Source organism: Labrenzia sp. PHM005, assembly GCF_006517275.1.
Taxonomy (GTDB): domain Bacteria; phylum Pseudomonadota; class Alphaproteobacteria; order Rhizobiales; family Stappiaceae; genus Roseibium.
This window is the reverse complement of the sequence record NZ_CP041191.1, coordinates 3,411,615-3,426,497: the sequence shown is the minus strand read 5'-3', so window position 1 is coordinate 3,426,497 and position 14,883 is coordinate 3,411,615. Positions and strand designations below refer to the sequence as shown.

Sequence of the window (14,883 nt, the reverse complement as noted above, 5' to 3'; positions counted from 1 at the left end):
ATAATTTCACACCATCATGGCCTCTATGGCTGGTTTAACGAGGGAAAGACAAACCGTTCGCTCCGTTCCGGCGATATAGAACCGGAAAAGATGCGGGCGCCAAATGGCGCCCGATTCAATCTTAAATAATTTCGACCGTCCTCAGTCCGCCAGCGGTACTTTTGGAACCAGGCTCTTCTTGGCTGTGCCGCCTTTGCCGCTTGGTTTGGACGTCTTGGCAGCAGCGGTTTTGGCCGCAGGCTTGCGTTTGCGCTTCGGCTTAGGTTTGGCCTCAACTTTTGCTTTAGGCTTGGGAGGCGCCACCCGCTCCTCGACACTTTCCAGAAGAAGGCCCTTGGCGTCTTCAGACACCGACACCTTGACCATGCCGCCTTTTTTCAATTTGCCGAACAGCACTTCATCGGCCAATGGCCGTTTGATGTGTTCCTGGATCACCCGGCCAAGCGGACGGGCGCCCATCTGGCTGTCATACCCCTTGTCAGCCAGCCATTTGATGGCGTCTTCGCTGAGTTCAAAGGTGACATTGCGATCCGCCAACTGAACTTCCAGCTGCATGACGAACTTCTCGACCACCTTGTAGACGACTTCCATCGGCAGATTGCCGAACGGAATGATCGCATCGAGACGGTTGCGGAATTCCGGCGTAAACAGCTTGTTAATCGCCTCCTGATCATCCCCTTCCCGCTTGATGCGATTGAAGCCCACCGGCATTTTGGCCATATCGGCCGCGCCCGCATTGGTGGTCATGATGAAGATGACATTGCGGAAGTCGACCTGCTTGCCGTTGTGATCGGTCAGCTTGCCGTGATCCATCACCTGCAACAGGATGTTGAAGAGATCCGGATGGGCCTTTTCAATTTCATCCAGCAGCAGAACACAATGGGGATGCTGGTCGACACCATCAGTCAACAGGCCGCCCTGATCGAAGCCAACATAACCAGGAGGTGCGCCGATCAGACGTGAGACCGTGTGCCGTTCCATGTATTCCGACATATCGAAACGGATCAGCTCCACACCAAGGGAAGACGCCAGCTGGCGGGCCACTTCCGTCTTACCGACCCCGGTCGGACCGGAGAAGAGATAAGACCCGATCGGCTTGTCCGGTTCCCGCAGGCCAGCGCGTGCCAGTTTGATGGCCGACGCCAGTGTTTCGATCGCTGAATCTTGGCCGTAAACAACCCGTTTCAGATCCTTGCCGAGGTTTTCAAGAACCTCCGCATCGTCCTTGGAAACGGATTTCGGTGGGATCCGCGCCATGGTGGCGATGGTGTTTTCGATTTCCTTCACGCCAATGGTCTTGCGGCGGCGGTTTTCCGGCACCAGCATCTGGCTGGCTCCGGTTTCATCCAGAACATCAATCGCCTTATCCGGCAGTTTCCGGTCGGCAATATATTTGGCCGACAGCTCCACCGCTGTTTTGATGGCGTCTTGCGTATAGCGAACCTTATGGAAATCTTCGAAATAAGGTTTCAAGCCCTTCAGAATATCTATCGCGTCCGGAATCGTCGGCTCGTTGATATCGATCTTCTGGAACCGGCGCACAAGAGCCCGGTCCTTTTCGAAGAACTGGCGGTATTCCTTGTAGGTCGTCGACCCGATGCAGCGGATCGCCCCAGATGCCAGCGCCGGTTTCAAAAGATTGGACGCATCCATTGCCCCGCCAGAGGTCGCACCGGCACCAATAACCGTGTGGATCTCGTCGATGAACATCACCGCGCCCGGATAGTCTTCGATTTCCTTGACCACCTGCTTCAGACGTTCTTCGAAATCGCCGCGGTAACGCGTACCGGCAAGGAGCGAGCCCATATCAAGGGAGAAGATGGTCGCGTCCAGAAGAACTTCCGGCACATCAGCATTGACAATGCGGTGGGCCAGGCCTTCGGCAATCGCGGTTTTACCAACCCCCGGATCACCCACGAACAAGGGATTGTTTTTGGAACGGCGGCATAGAATCTGGATCGTCCGCTGAATTTCGCTGTCCCTGCCGATCAATGGGTCAATCTTACCCTTTTCGGCCTTTTCATTGAGGTTGACGCAATAGGCTTCCAGCGCGTCGGTCTTCTGAGCCGGTTTCTTTTCTGCCTCGTTGCCGGACAGAACATCTTCTTCTTCGGCGCCCTCCACTGGACGGGCTTCCGACATTCCGGGCCGCTTGGCGATCCCATGGGAAATGTAATTGACCGCATCGTAGCGGGTCATGTCCTGATCTTGCAGGAAATAAGCCGCATGGCTTTCACGTTCCGCAAAAATGGCAACCAGAACATTTGCTCCGGTCACTTCCTCACGTCCGGAGGACTGCACGTGAATGACGGCGCGTTGGATCACCCTTTGGAACCCAGCTGTCGGCTTGGCATCCTCATCACTGTCGGTGACCAAATTGTCGAGCTCGGTCTCGATATATTCCACCAAGTTGCGCCGGATCGTCTCCAGATCAACATTGCAGGCACGCATCACTGCGGCCGCGTCCTGATCGTCCAGGAGCGCCAGCAACAGGTGCTCAAGTGTCGCATATTCCTGCTGCCGCTCGTTGGCGAGCGCCAGAGCCTGGTGAAGGGCTTTTTCTAAACTGCGCGAGAAGGAAGGCACGTGTGTAGGTCCTCACTTTTTTTCCATGACGCATTGCAGGGGGTGCTGATGCCGGCGTGCGAAATCCATCACCTGGGTCACCTTGGTTTCGGCGACTTCATAGGTAAAGATTCCACATTCCCCGACGCCGTGATGATGCACATGCAGCATGATGCGCGTGGCTTCTTCACGGTTCTTCTGAAAGAAGCTCTCCACCACATGGATCACAAATTCCATGGGTGTGTAGTCATCATTCAAAAGCAGCACACGGTAGAGGTTTGGCCGCTTGGTGACAGTTTTCGTCCGCGTGACAACAAACGTTCCGGCGTCACCACCGTCCTTGTCATAATCAGATCCCGCAGACATTTCAGTTACACTCGTCTGTGTCACTCCAGCCCTAACCATCTACTTTCTTATGGTCCGACTAGCATCGCTAGCTGGTCCGGACCTGTTCTTAACGCAGGTTACATTCGGGCACGTTCTTCGCCCGATTGATATAATCCTGCCGCGCCAGCGGCACTTGCGCAATGGTCGATTTCATCAACATCCATCCGATTTCCTGGCCAGATGCTCGAGCATTGTTCCATTAGGGGATGTAGGTCTCTAAAAACCGATTAAAAGATGAGGTTTTGGGCGAATTTTGGCTGGCAGATAAAAATAGAATTCAAAAAAGAATAGTTGGGTAAATCTGCTAAATAGAAAAAACCCGGCCGCCTGCGACCGGGTTTTCACAAATCACATTCTAGCGACCGCCAGAATTTCTCTGCTTACTTGGCAAATTTGCCAAGAACGCCTTCGTACGGCTTGTAAGCGTCTTTGGACATGTCGGTAACCATCTCACCGAGCTTGGTCATTTCACCAACAAAACCTTCATAGGAAGTTTTTACATAGTCTGCCTGAGCTTCGAATGCTTTATCCAGAGACTTGGACGCAACCAGCTTTTCAACGGCTGCAGTGCCTTCTTCGAAAGACTTTTTCTGGTAGTCAGCAACCTCAGCAGCGATGGCCTGAACACCCTTGCTCATGGAACCGAAAGATTCCATGGCCATGTCCATGCTGTCTTTGCTCATCTTCTGGATTTCATCGAAGTTGTTCATCATGTCGTTTGCCCTTCTCCGGCGGACCGGTTGCCAGAACCTGCACCCGAGGCCTGTCTGGAGTGTCCGGCGCGCTTGTCGCTTTACCTAACGCCAATTAGATAATGCACTGCACAATAGGTGTCAAGGTGATTTTGCATTGCAAAAACAACCCTTACGAGAAATTAGTAGTGTAGTCTCGGAAATGTAGATAACGCCGAGAATGGGCAATCTCTTCGGCAGTGTTGATGTAAACGCCGGATACCGCGAGGGCACTCTACAATCTCAGTGTTCGCGAGCTTGGCCAACCCGCAATTCAGATTAGGCCGCAGTCGAAACCGGGCGGTAATTACCTAATCTGAAAATCACCTGCATCACTGCAACGCACACATTCCTTTTTCCAAAGAACTTGGCGCTTGGTTTGGCAATCAGATTTGCGGCCACTAGGCTTCATTCAAAACCAAGAAACTCGCCAAACTGTATTCGGAAAGCAAAAGAACTCTTAAGTAACACAGATAAAATCCAAGAAAAACCACCTGCCAGACCCAGCAATCACAGCTCTTATGCACTAGCAAAAAAAGAACTCTGAAGCTTTTCGGAGGTTTACACTTAATTAACGATAACAAAATTTATATTTATTAAGTGGTTTTCGAGCATCTCCTTTACACATTCGTAACCGTGTTTCCATCAAATACGCTTAATGATTCACGGACAGGCCGGCTGTCCAGCCTGGGGCTGGCTGAACAGCAACCTGTTCACACAAGAAATGCGTGACCCGGATTGGGAAAATAACAGTGTTTGGTATGCGTCTTTCACGCTCTGCGCGAATGTTTGCCGGTTTGAACAAGCTCCTTGTTGCCGGCGCGCTCGTTTTATGTGCCCCTGCGGCGGCAAACGCCAACTCGAAATACGCCGGTATCGTGGTTGATGCCAAAACCGGCAAGACCCTCTATGCATCGAACGCCGATGCGTACCGCTATCCGGCTTCTCTGACCAAGATCATGACGCTGTATGTCTTGTTCGAAGAAATGGAGGCCGGGCGCCTGTCGCTGAATTCGCGGTTGAAAGTCTCCAAATATGCCGCCAGTCGCCCGCCGACGAAGCTCGGCCTGAAGAGAGGCGGCACGATCAAGGTCAAAGACGCCATTCTTGGCCTGATCACCAAATCGGCAAACGACGCGTCCACGGTGATTGCCGAAAACATTAGCGGTTCTGAAAAGAACTTTGCTGTCCGTATGACCCGGACTGCCCGCCAACTGGGCATGTCAAAGACGACATTCAAAAACCCGCACGGTTTGCCGAATTCAGCTCAGCGCACCACCGCACGCGACATGGCAACCCTTGGCCGGGCTATTCAGGAGCGGTTCCCGCAGTATTACGGTTACTTCAAGACCCGGTCATTTAAATACAAGGGCCGCAGGTTCGGTAACCACAACCGGCTTTTGGGCCGTGTGAAGGGAGTGGACGGCATCAAGACTGGATACACCCGCGCTTCTGGTTTCAACCTGACGTCTTCGGTCAAACGCAATGGCCGCCACATCGTTGCTGTTGTCATGGGCGGGAAAACCGGCGCCCGCCGCAATGCCCATATGACGGATCTGATCCGCCGGTATTTGCCGAAGGCCAGCAAAGGCAAGCGGACAGCGCCGCTTATCGCTGCCAAAACTGCGCCTCGGTCCTTTGATGCTGCCTCTTTGAAGAACCCGCCGCGGCCGATCCAAAAACCAGGCCGGAGAATTGAACCAGCAACAGGTGCACCAATTGTATTGGCAAGCAGTGCTGCTCCGGTCAAAGCTCCAGCGGCCCTAAAAGCAGCGGCTGTCGCACCGGCTCCAGCGCCGGTCCCAGGCTTTGGAAACCAGATACCGCTGCCGCCAAAGGCTGTGAAATCCCGCTTCAACGACACCTTTGCCGTAGCAAGCGCCTTACCGCCAGTACCGCGCCAAAGCCCGGATGCATCGCTGACCACAAATTCGATTACGAAAGCCGCTTTGCTTCAGGCCGCACGAGCGCGTGCAGGTCAAGATCTACCAGCCCGCACTGACGAACTGGCACCAACGGCACCGCTCCCGATCCGTACGGTAAAGACCGAAGCCATTGAGGTGATCCCGGCAGCAGATGTTGAAAACGCACAGAGCATTGCCGTCGCCGCTGTAACGCCGTCCACAAATGCACCGGAAGAAATGGCGCAGGGCGATGCAGATGAAGCAGACCTGGCCGATAGTGACGCCAAGCCGGAGGTTATTCCAAGCTGGCAGATCCAGATCGCAGCGGCAGAGACAGAAGCCCAGGCGCAGGCGCTTTTAATGAAAGCTGGCGCCAAAGCCAAACAGGCGCTGCGCGGCAGTGATCCTTATACCGAACCGGTCGAAGCCAATGGCAAGACCCTTTACCGCGCCCGCTTTGCCGGGTTTGACAATAAAACCGCAGCCCGCAGGGCTTGCAGAACCTTGAAAAAGGCGAAATTCGCCTGCTTCGCCATCTATCAGTAATTGAGTAATGGATGTCGTCAATGTCTTCTGAGAAGCGTGTCTTTCGCCTCGTTGATTTTCGCCGCGAGGAAACTGGAGCCACCCTGGTCGGGGTGGACCCGCATCATAAGCCTGCGGTGCGCAGCTCTAATTTCCGCGTCCCCGGCATCGGGAGAAAGCCCCAGGATCTGGTAGGCCTCCTCATCTGTCATGGGGCCCGCGCTCGACGCGCTTCCTTGCCGATCTGCGGCATCCGCCTCGAAGTGTTCACGCCATCCGGCAAGCCTGCGGTCGAGATAAGCTTCGACTAGTTTCAAGCTCTGCTCGTCCTGATGCGCTTCCTGCCAGAAGGCCTTGAGCTCATCTTCTGCCAAGTCATCAAGCCTGCGGCCCTGAAAGCCGCCGGCCAGGACTGTTCCAGACAGTCCCCCGGTATCATGGTCCAGCTCCATTTCGACCATGGCTGACCGCACCCGGGATTGCTGCCCGGAACTCTTTTGCGGATTGTAGCCGGATAAATTACGTAGGCCCGCCAATCCAAGCAAAGACACGCCGAAACCGAACGCTGGGATGGCAAGCGCAATCCGGCCGGTAAAAGCAAACACCGCCGACAATAAGATCAATAGGATACCGCCATAGGTGCGGATCGATTGCGCCAGTGCCGCCGGATTGGCCTGGACGAATTGCCGTGCCAAGGCCACGAACACAACAAGCAGCACGAGGCCGAGAAGAAAATAAATCATGATGTCGGTTTAGGGCCTGTTGAGTATCAGATTTCGGGCGTGGCGCGACGCGCGTCCGTCCGCTGAAAAGGAAGAGGGACCGCCGTGGAGTAACCTCCACAAGGGCCCACTGACGCCTTCAGTGGCCGGATGCACCGCGTCCCGCATGGGATATGACGAAAATCGCCCGGTTCCACGGCGCAATGCCTTGAAAAGGGGCGGCCTTTCCCACGGTATTGCTTCTCGATCCGAACGATTTTCGTTCATACCACGCTCCAAATTCTGATTCTCAACAGTCCCTAAGTTGCTCCAATAGCAAACGGGCACCCTGCCCGCCTTTCCGTTCAAAAGCTGCTAAGGCCTTGCGCCCGCCGCTGGCATAGACGGCAACAGCCTTCAAGAGCTCCGCCAGCTGGCGGGCAGCGCCTGCGTCAAAGGGGCAGTAGGCCCCATTTGTCAGACGCGCGATTTCCCGGAAGGCCCGCTCGGCGACTGCATCGCGCCCTTCCTGAAATAGAAACATCGGGACACCCAACAGCCCCAACTGACCGGCCTTGTCGCAAAGCGTGTCGACGTCTTCTTCCATACAGTCGCCGACATAGACAACAGCCGCGATCTTTTCCTTTTCCGCCGCACTTAATGCGGCCGCCAAAACTTTGCGGATCTGGGTGTGGCCACCCTGACACGTGATCCGCCCCATTACGCCGGCAAGATCACGGCCGGTTTCGAACCAGCGTGAGGCTTTGCACTCGCCAAAGCCGCGGAAATAGACAAGTTTAATTTTCAGGCCACCAATGGACGCCGCTTCCTGAAACATTTCCGCCTGCAACTGGCAGGCCGTGTCCCAGGTCGGCTGGCGGCTCATTGTGGCATCGAGCGCAAAGATCAGCCGTCCGCCGCGATCGGTTTGCGGCGGCGTGTTCTGAACCTTGTCCAGAAAGGCTGCAATATCGGAAGACTCGGACGGCGCTGTTTCCCCTTTCTGGGTCAGCGCCGATGTCCGCTTATCATCCGTCTTTGCCATTCAAGCAGCTCCCAAATTGATCTCTTTCATCAACTTGGGTTGCTCCATGGAATTTGACAAGTTTTGACGGACTTTCAGCTGTGTAAAGACAATCAAGCCCGGACCTGAGCTTCCGCCGATGGCCGCTGCCGCCCTTGACGCATCCAGAAGAGGTAGATTTCCGCAAGGATCGCATTTGGAACCCAACTGGACCAGGCAACAATTGGATAGAAACTACTGAACTCAGCCCCTGATGCAAAGCCGATTGGAAGCTGCAGCCGCAGGGTGACCGCCGCAAAAGTCAACGCGGCAGACCGGATCATCCAGACCCGGTGCCTGGCAAAGTCACGTTTCAAGGCAAACACAAGAGCTGCACCGGTCGTTCCAAGCCAGATGACCGCCAGAATACCAAAACCAAACCCGGCAAAGGTTCCGGCAATTGTTGTGAATGCTAGAATGAGCCCAGAAATACCGGAGATAGCGATTGCAGCAACGTAGATCCGGCCGAGCCAGCGATGAATGTGCGGTTTGCGGGCCCTAAGACCTTTGAGGAACTGAAAGGGCATCACGGCCAGGGCAACAGGGGCAAATCCGATATGGCCGTAAAGCGCCAGCCGGTTGCCGTCCAAATTGTGCGCCACGATCTCCATGGTTGCCGGAACGCCCCAAACGAGAAAACGAAAAGACGCCAGCGCGACTAGAACCGAAAACACAGCAGCAATCCAGTAACCCGTCTGTCCGATAGCCCTATTTGCGACCAGCATGTCCTTACCTCCTCATAACTTGACACTGTCAAGATAGGCGCAAACTTGACATCGTCAAGTTGCTCTTTCATGAAACTGGCATGACAAAATCATCGTCAACACCGCGCAAGCGGGATGGAACTTTGCGTGCCTCTCTCATTAATGCGGGTATTGAACTGTTGCGGGACCGCGGTCCGGACGGCCTGTCCTTGCGGGAATGCGCGGCCAAAGCCGGTGTCTCCCACGCAGCGCCCGGATACCACTTTAAAAACCTGATGGGCCTCTCAACGGCGATTGCCGCAAAGGGTTTTGCCGTCTTCGCAAATGCCATGCAGGCCAGGCTGGACAAAGCGGGCACCGACCCAAAAGACCGACTTGCGGCCATTTGTTATGGCTATCTGGATTTTGCTGAACATCACCCGGAACTGTTCTTGTTTATTTTCTCAGGCCAGAAATTCGGATCAGATGATCCCGATTATTCAGCAAACGCCGGTCATGCATACGGGATCTTGCGCGCGGCCTGTGCGCCGTTGATTCCACCGTCCGCGCATCCTGAGGAAATTGAGATCCTGGTCTGGTCGCTGGTCCACGGCTATGCCCATCTAGCCATGACCCGGAAACTGGATAATCCGAACCTGGAGCGGGCCTGGCCAGGTTTTGAACCCGTGATCAAGCATGTGCTGACCCTGTTTGAACCGGCAAGCGATACCCGAAAGGGGATCAAAACAGCTGAATAACGAACTCAGATCAAACAGAGTTCGGTGAGATCCCGGCGCATGCTGTCCGACATATTCTGAACATCGGCCCCTGCGCGAATATCCGCCGGAGCATCTCCCGCTTTGAGATAGCGCCACCCCTGAAACGGGCGTTTTGGCTGGTACTGTGTCAGGATCAGCCGCGGCTCCAGGATCAGGTCACAGCGTTTGATCCCCGCATCATCGGTAAACGGCCGGATATCCATCAGATGCTGGCGGGCCTGGATCTTGCCTTTAATCACCCAATAGAGTGACCCGCCATCCAGCAGCTCATCCCGCCGGGTCGGGACCATCCGTGTGGTGTGGGTGGTGAATTCACCAAGGCCAGCAGCCCGCGCCTGCTCGATCCGGAAATCGATCCAGGCTTGCAAGCTTTCAACGCTGTCCGCGCCAACGCACAGTTTTAACAGGTGCAAGGTCATGTTCCTGACCTAACAGCACAGCGGTCAAGGTCAAGAGACCCGCTCGCGCAAGCGGTGGATTGTGCCTATAACTCTGATCGGCCCCCTTGCGCACCGAGCTTCAAACCGGTTGTCTCGACCGATGGACGTTTTTGTAACAGGTGGAACCGGCGGCATCGGGTCGGCAGTGGTGCGTCATCTCATTGAAGAAGGCTGCCAGGTCATCGGACTTGCACGCTCTGGCTCTTCGTCCGAAAAACTTCGGGCCTTGGGCGCTTCAGCCTATCCAGGAGATTTGCGCCACCCGGAAACCTGGGTGGAGCGGGCTGCGGCCTGTGACGCCGTCGTCCACACCGGCGCGACATTTTCCGACGATATGGGCAAAGTCGATCGGATCGCAATGCTGGAACTGAAGAAGGCAGCCCGGCACCGCAGACAACCGCTTAAGATCATCTACACAGGTGGCATTTGGCTCTTTCCGCAAACCAGTGACAGCGACGACTTTTTGAGCGAAAAGACGCCATTCGCGCCCCTGCCCGCATTCCGTTTCATGACGGAAACCATCAAAACCCTGTCGGCTGGTACAGATGTTTCTCTCTCGGTCATTCACCCCGCGCTGGTGTGCGGACCGGACTTTGGACCGATTGCTGAGATGACAGCTGCCTTGAAATCTGGTGGCAAATTCGAAACCCGGGCAAATGGCCAGACGCTTTGGCCGTTGGTGGAGGTGACCGACTTGGCGAGGCTCTACGGCCTCGTGCTGAAACAGAACCGGTTCCGAATGTCAGTCATCGGCAGTGGCATTTCAGATATTTCGGTTGATCATTTGGCTGCGCATATTTCCGCCCGCCATGGAAAGCATCTGGATATTATCACCCAACAAGCGCCGGATGGGCAAAATCCGGACTTGGACTGGGCCGCCGGTTACGCCCTGTCGCAATCCGCGGGCAACACCCATGCCCGGCGCATTCTTGGGTGGGCCCCTGAGCATGCCACGATCGAGGACCTGGTCGTCACACTGTCCAGATAGCTCTTCTGTCCAAGACTTTCTCAAGATTCGTCAGGCTATACTGCAGCCTCCCAAATCGGCTGGATGACCTAGCGTGCGTATACTCCTTCATTTGTTTGCTCTTCTGGCTCTGGCGGCTCCTCTCCAGGCGGGAGATGTCCTACCTTTGGGCAAGTTCAAGATCATCAATTCGGCGGGATTTGTGGAGCGCAGCGGAATACGGGAGCCGCTCGGTGTCGATTTGCAGACAGCAGACGTCACTCTCAGCAGTTCGGAAGCTGGATCTCTCCTCTTGACGATCAATGGCTCAGAAATTGTGCTCTATGAGATCGAAAACGGCCTGGCCGCACTGACATGGAATTCTGGCAATTCCTCGGTTCTGGGCAGTGCTGATATTCTCGACCTCAGCACGCTCGAGTCAGCCAGAGATGTTCCTGCCTGGGGAGCGAACGTTGACTGGCCGAAGCTCGGCACCGTTCACTTGGTGTTGCTGCCCCTGCGCCAGAACGCCTATACAGGCTTTTTGATCAGCCACCCCGGCCAAACCACCGTGGTGCGTCAAATGGAATTCCGGAAGGTCTTTGGACCCATGAACCGGCCTGATCCCAGACTTAAGCCGTCTCCACCGCCGCTCAACTAATAAGAAAGTAAAAACGCAAAAAGCCGCAGCTCTCGCTACGGCTTTTGGAAATGGATGCGTCCCAGCCCTATTGGGCGATGGCGACGGCTTGTTGCGCGTTTTCAACGTCGTTGAACAGCAGGACCATGGTCAATGCAAGGCCAACAGCTGCGACTGTCCAAAGCGTGACGCTCCAACAAGATTTCTGCACGTGTTCGTCCATAAAATCCCTATATGGTTTTGGCGTTGCCGGCCGGTTGCGGCCGCAAATGTGGCGCCATTGAGGCGAGGAGGTAAACGATCCCTTACCCGTTCGCAAGTGCAAAAAAGCGGCATCAGTTTTGCAAAAAACGCACAGCTCAATTTAGCTAATTATTTCTGATACTTATAAATAAATTTGTTCGACAAATAATTTTGGACGGCCGCCATGTTTTGCCTTGTTTCGGCCCTCAAACTCCGAAGAAATTGTAAGCAGCAGGAGAACACAATCACAATTGAAATCCGGCAAGTTTCGAATTCCTAGGCCGATGTCGATTTGACCCCGCCTGGTTCTGGAAATTGTCCGGCAGCAGTTCTCATTTGCAGGGATTTGCGGATAGTATGCCGCACCAGCCCTACGTCAGGGCGTCCAACTGCCTGTGGAGCTCATGCACGCCCTTTCCCCGCTTGATTTAGCCGCCGCCCTTTGGTTTCTCCTGGCCTGGTTCGGCTTCAACCTTCTGATTGACATCAGCCCTTTGCGCAAGAAAAGCCTGTCTCACGCGATGGACGTTCATCGCCGTGGCTGGATGTTGACCATGGCCGGCCGGGAGGTTCGGATTATGGACACGGCCATTCTGTCCGGCCTTCAGCAAGGCACCGCCTTTTTTGCGTCCACTGCATTGCTGGCCATTGGTGGCTGCTTTGCGCTTCTGGACGCCACGGACATGATCTTGCAAGTCGCTGGCGATCTGTCCGTTCCGGTCTCTACCAGCCGGGCCTTGTGGGAAGTCAAGGTGCTTGGTCTGATGCTGATTTTTGCCTACAGCTTTTTCAAATTCGGCTGGGCCTACCGGCTCTTCAACTATGCCAGCATCGTCATGGGCTCGGTTCCGGAACGCAACGAGCGCGATGCCGAAATCATTCACGAAATTGCCAAAAAGGCCGGAGAATTAAACGTTCTTGGCGGGCGGCATTTCAACCGCGGCCAGCGAGCACTGTTCTTCGCCATTGGGTTTCTCGGCTGGTTTGCAGGACCAATAGCTTTTGCGGTGCTGACACTCGCCGTGCTTTTGGTCCTGCTGCGCCGTCAATTTGCCTCCAAAGCCCGTTCAGCGGTCGTGTCCGGGCAATACCCCAGTTTGTCTCCGGCGGTTAAATCCGGAGAATACACCTCAACAGGATCGTCAAATCCCTTCACATGATACTCGCCGAACAACCCGTGCCGGCACCCCATGATGCCGGCAATAGCGTCAGACACCAGGACGTCCCGTCCAAGGTCTTTTGCAAGTTCCGCAATCCGTGACGCAAGATTGACCGCAGGTCCAACCACTGTGAAGTCAAGCCGGGTTTCGCTGCCGACATTGCCATAGAAGACGTCGCCCGCATGTAAGGCGATCCCAACACTCATGTCCGGTGTTTGCACACAGGTTCTCTGCTGGTTGATTTCACCTATCTTTTCAAAAGTGTCACGGGCGGCCAGCAGCGCTTGGAAGGCTGCTTCCCTGGCTTCTTCGTCCGTTTCATAGGGGAAGATCGCCATCACCTCATCGCCGATGAACTTAAGCACCTCGCCGCCATGCGCCTCCACGGCTTCTGTCATCGCGCCGAAGTACTTGTTCAAGAACAGGACAATCTTGTCTGCCGGCAGTGTGTTGGACAGACGTGTAAAGCCTCGAATATCCGCAAAGCTGACCACAGCCTTGATCCATTCACCGTCTCCCCGCCGGGTGGTGCCATCCAGCACTTTCGACCCTGCACGTGGCCCGACATAGGTGTCGAGAACCGTTGCGGCCGTGCGTTGCAAGGTCTTGAGCTCACACACCAGCGCCAGCGGCCGCATGAGAGAGTCAAATACACTCAGATGGGAAACGGAAAAGCCGCCCGGTGCTTTGGTCGCAAAGGTCGCAACTTTAACCGACCCATCGGAGAACGGCATCGGCAGCGCGAGATAGTCAGTATATCCTTCGTCGCGCAGCTCCTGGATGACCGGAAAATCATCTTCGGTGTTTTCGCTGGACATAATGCTGACCCGAACGGAGCGCTTTGTTTCGTGCACCTGTTTGATCGGACTGTTCTCATAATCGGCTTCTGAATCCGGACCGGGAACATAGCGGCGCAGCTCGCGCAAGCCGTCACTTGTCCAGATCGAGCCTTCCGCCCGAACATTCGGATGAACGATCCAAATCCCGGTCGTTACCCGGTCAACCGGCACGCCCCCGCCCTGCAGCCGAGTGGCCAGCTCACATACAATTTCCAATGTGCCGTCCAAATGTGCCGCATCGCTATAGAGCCATTGCACGACGTCTGCCGCAACAAGCGGCGCTTCCAGGACCATCTGCCCACGTCCTTATCATTCCAATGAGACACCGATTATATGGGTGCAAGTCATTGGCATTGAAAGTGGGAAAATGTGGAAATATGCATTCAGGTTAATGATCAGCCGGCCGTATCCGGACCAGGAAACCAAGCGCTGCTGCGGCCTGTCATCCAATAGACGGTCATCCCCACCCACTCCTTGAATGCAAGATCAAATCTTCGCAATCCCTTCGAAGCCCCATTGAAACCAAGGGTCCGGTCATTGGCGCCACGGGTGCGATAGTCCACCGGATAAGGCGTGACGCCGGTCCAGCCAGCCGCTTCAAACACGCCCATGGAGCGCGGCATATGGTAGGCGGACGTGACTAGCAGCCAGTTTTGTCCCGGCTGCGGATCCACAATCTTCTTGGTCAAAACCGCATTTTCCCAGGTGTTGCGCGACGCATCCTCTAAAATGATCCGGTTTTCATCGATCCCAAAATCAGCAAACAGGCGTGCCGCACCTTCTGATTCTGTTGTCTGGCCGGAGATGATGACGCCTTGCCCGCCGGTGTGGATGATACTTGCACCTGGAAGCGCGCGGGCGAGCCGCGCCGCGATGGTCAGCCGCTCTCCCGACAAGGTCAGCGCCGTATCCCCACGTGCGCCGGAGATAACCGTATCCACTGCCCCGCCCAAAATAATCACGCCATCATAAGATCCAAGCTGTTCCGGACGGGAGAACCGCTCCTCTAGCGGCAGCATCAAAAAATTGGCGGCCGGTGAAAACCCGCAAACCAAAAAACCAAGGGCCCCGAGGAATGCCAGACGGCGCCCCCACACCTGAGAACGCGGACGCAAGGACATCAGCCCGCCCAAAACGACCATGGCAACCAGAACATTGGACGGCTGGATAAAAAAATAAGCGATCTTGGATATGTAGAAAAACACGTCTGCGGCTCCAGAAAGCTATTTATGAATTGGCGGGGGAAAGCGAAAGCGACCGAAGATCGGCGGATAACA

15 protein-coding genes are annotated in these 14,883 nt (G+C 55.2%); 5 read left to right on the top strand and 10 right to left on the bottom strand.

What is annotated here, in order from left to right:
* Positions 1–141: 141 nt before the first annotated feature.
* From clpA to FJ695_RS15565, 3 genes are all read right to left on the bottom strand, one after another.
* Positions 142–2,586 carry an ATP-dependent Clp protease ATP-binding subunit ClpA gene (clpA, locus tag FJ695_RS15575; RefSeq protein WP_141186301.1) on the bottom strand — a complete coding sequence of 815 codons (2,445 nt, stop codon included), beginning with the start codon at positions 2,584–2,586 and terminating at the stop codon, positions 142–144.
* Positions 2,587–2,598: 12 nt separating this feature from the next.
* Positions 2,599–2,931 (bottom strand): ATP-dependent Clp protease adapter ClpS, encoded by a 333-nt coding sequence (gene clpS, locus FJ695_RS15570; RefSeq protein WP_141186300.1) that lies wholly within the window; start codon positions 2,929–2,931, stop codon positions 2,599–2,601.
* Between the two features lie 401 nt (positions 2,932–3,332).
* Positions 3,333–3,665, bottom strand: a complete 333-nt coding sequence (locus FJ695_RS15565) for a phasin family protein (protein ID WP_141186299.1) — start codon at positions 3,663–3,665, stop codon at positions 3,333–3,335.
* A 779-nt stretch (positions 3,666–4,444) separates the two neighbouring features.
* On the opposite strand from FJ695_RS15565, the gene FJ695_RS15560 reads away from it, so the two are divergent.
* Positions 4,445–6,133, top strand: coding sequence for a D-alanyl-D-alanine carboxypeptidase (locus FJ695_RS15560; RefSeq protein ID WP_141186298.1), 1,689 nt, complete (start codon positions 4,445–4,447; stop codon positions 6,131–6,133).
* Between the two features lie 17 nt (positions 6,134–6,150).
* On the opposite strand, the gene FJ695_RS15555 is transcribed toward FJ695_RS15560, so the two are convergent.
* From FJ695_RS15555 to FJ695_RS15545, 3 genes are all read right to left on the bottom strand, one after another.
* Positions 6,151–6,855 (bottom strand): DnaJ domain-containing protein, encoded by a 705-nt coding sequence (locus tag FJ695_RS15555; RefSeq protein WP_141186297.1) that lies wholly within the window; start codon positions 6,853–6,855, stop codon positions 6,151–6,153.
* A gap of 268 nt (positions 6,856–7,123) precedes the next feature.
* The gene (locus tag FJ695_RS15550; protein WP_141186296.1) at positions 7,124–7,858 is read right to left on the bottom strand and encodes a VWA domain-containing protein; all 735 of its coding nucleotides are present in this window, start codon (positions 7,856–7,858) and stop codon (positions 7,124–7,126) included.
* Between the two features lie 92 nt (positions 7,859–7,950).
* Positions 7,951–8,601 carry a DUF2306 domain-containing protein gene (locus tag FJ695_RS15545; protein ID WP_209010678.1) on the bottom strand — a complete coding sequence of 217 codons (651 nt, stop codon included), beginning with the start codon at positions 8,599–8,601 and terminating at the stop codon, positions 7,951–7,953.
* Between the two features lie 80 nt (positions 8,602–8,681).
* Between FJ695_RS15545 and FJ695_RS15540 the strand changes: the two genes are divergently transcribed.
* Entirely contained in the window at positions 8,682–9,317 is a 636-nt protein-coding gene (locus FJ695_RS15540) for a TetR/AcrR family transcriptional regulator (protein WP_141186295.1), read from the top strand.
* Between the two features lie 5 nt (positions 9,318–9,322).
* Here the strand turns inward: FJ695_RS15540 and FJ695_RS15535 are convergent, their stop codons facing one another.
* Positions 9,323–9,757 carry a DUF1489 family protein gene (locus FJ695_RS15535; protein ID WP_141186294.1) on the bottom strand — a complete coding sequence of 145 codons (435 nt, stop codon included), beginning with the start codon at positions 9,755–9,757 and terminating at the stop codon, positions 9,323–9,325.
* Between the two features lie 121 nt (positions 9,758–9,878).
* Between FJ695_RS15535 and FJ695_RS15530 the strand changes: the two genes are divergently transcribed.
* Positions 9,879–10,766, top strand: a complete 888-nt coding sequence (locus FJ695_RS15530; protein WP_141186293.1) for an SDR family NAD(P)-dependent oxidoreductase — start codon at positions 9,879–9,881, stop codon at positions 10,764–10,766.
* Between the two features lie 73 nt (positions 10,767–10,839).
* Entirely contained in the window at positions 10,840–11,385 is a 546-nt protein-coding gene (locus FJ695_RS15525) for a hypothetical protein (protein ID WP_141186292.1), read from the top strand.
* A 67-nt stretch (positions 11,386–11,452) separates the two neighbouring features.
* Here the strand turns inward: FJ695_RS15525 and FJ695_RS28405 are convergent, their stop codons facing one another.
* Complete coding sequence (locus FJ695_RS28405; protein WP_256370124.1) at positions 11,453–11,575, bottom strand: hypothetical protein; 123 nt, start codon at positions 11,573–11,575, stop codon at positions 11,453–11,455.
* 436 nt (positions 11,576–12,011) lie between these two features.
* Here FJ695_RS28405 and FJ695_RS15520 point away from each other — a divergent pair, with 436 nt between their 5' ends.
* The gene (locus FJ695_RS15520; RefSeq protein ID WP_141186291.1) at positions 12,012–12,767 is read left to right on the top strand and encodes a DUF599 domain-containing protein; all 756 of its coding nucleotides are present in this window, start codon (positions 12,012–12,014) and stop codon (positions 12,765–12,767) included.
* Here the strand turns inward: FJ695_RS15520 and FJ695_RS15515 are convergent.
* Positions 12,653–13,900, bottom strand: coding sequence for an adenylate/guanylate cyclase domain-containing protein (locus FJ695_RS15515; RefSeq protein WP_141186290.1), 1,248 nt, complete (start codon positions 13,898–13,900; stop codon positions 12,653–12,655). The two genes, FJ695_RS15520 and FJ695_RS15515, sit on opposite strands and share 115 nt — an antisense overlap.
* Positions 13,901–14,001: 101 nt before the next feature.
* A complete protein-coding gene (locus FJ695_RS15510) occupies positions 14,002–14,811 on the bottom strand; it encodes a YdcF family protein (RefSeq protein WP_141186289.1) in 810 nt (269 codons plus the stop codon).
* Between the last annotated feature and the right edge of the window lie 72 nt (positions 14,812–14,883).

Coding starts and splice junctions, on each gene's coding strand:
- clpS (WP_141186300.1), bottom strand. CDS start 2,931: ATGTCTGCGGGATCTGATTATGACAAGGACGGTGGTGACGCCGGAACG.
- FJ695_RS15565 (WP_141186299.1), bottom strand. CDS start 3,665: ATGATGAACAACTTCGATGAAATCCAGAAGATGAGCAAAGACAGCATG.
- FJ695_RS15560 (WP_141186298.1), top strand. CDS start 4,445: ATGCGTCTTTCACGCTCTGCGCGAATGTTTGCCGGTTTGAACAAGCTC.
- FJ695_RS15555 (WP_141186297.1), bottom strand. CDS start 6,855: ATGATTTATTTTCTTCTCGGCCTCGTGCTGCTTGTTGTGTTCGTGGCC.
- FJ695_RS15550 (WP_141186296.1), bottom strand. CDS start 7,858: ATGGCAAAGACGGATGATAAGCGGACATCGGCGCTGACCCAGAAAGGG.
- FJ695_RS15545 (WP_209010678.1), bottom strand. CDS start 8,601: ATGCTGGTCGCAAATAGGGCTATCGGACAGACGGGTTACTGGATTGCT.
- FJ695_RS15540 (WP_141186295.1), top strand. CDS start 8,682: ATGACAAAATCATCGTCAACACCGCGCAAGCGGGATGGAACTTTGCGT.
- FJ695_RS15535 (WP_141186294.1), bottom strand. CDS start 9,757: ATGACCTTGCACCTGTTAAAACTGTGCGTTGGCGCGGACAGCGTTGAA.
- FJ695_RS15530 (WP_141186293.1), top strand. CDS start 9,879: ATGGACGTTTTTGTAACAGGTGGAACCGGCGGCATCGGGTCGGCAGTG.
- FJ695_RS15520 (WP_141186291.1), top strand. CDS start 12,012: ATGCACGCCCTTTCCCCGCTTGATTTAGCCGCCGCCCTTTGGTTTCTC.
- FJ695_RS15515 (WP_141186290.1), bottom strand. CDS start 13,900: ATGGTCCTGGAAGCGCCGCTTGTTGCGGCAGACGTCGTGCAATGGCTC.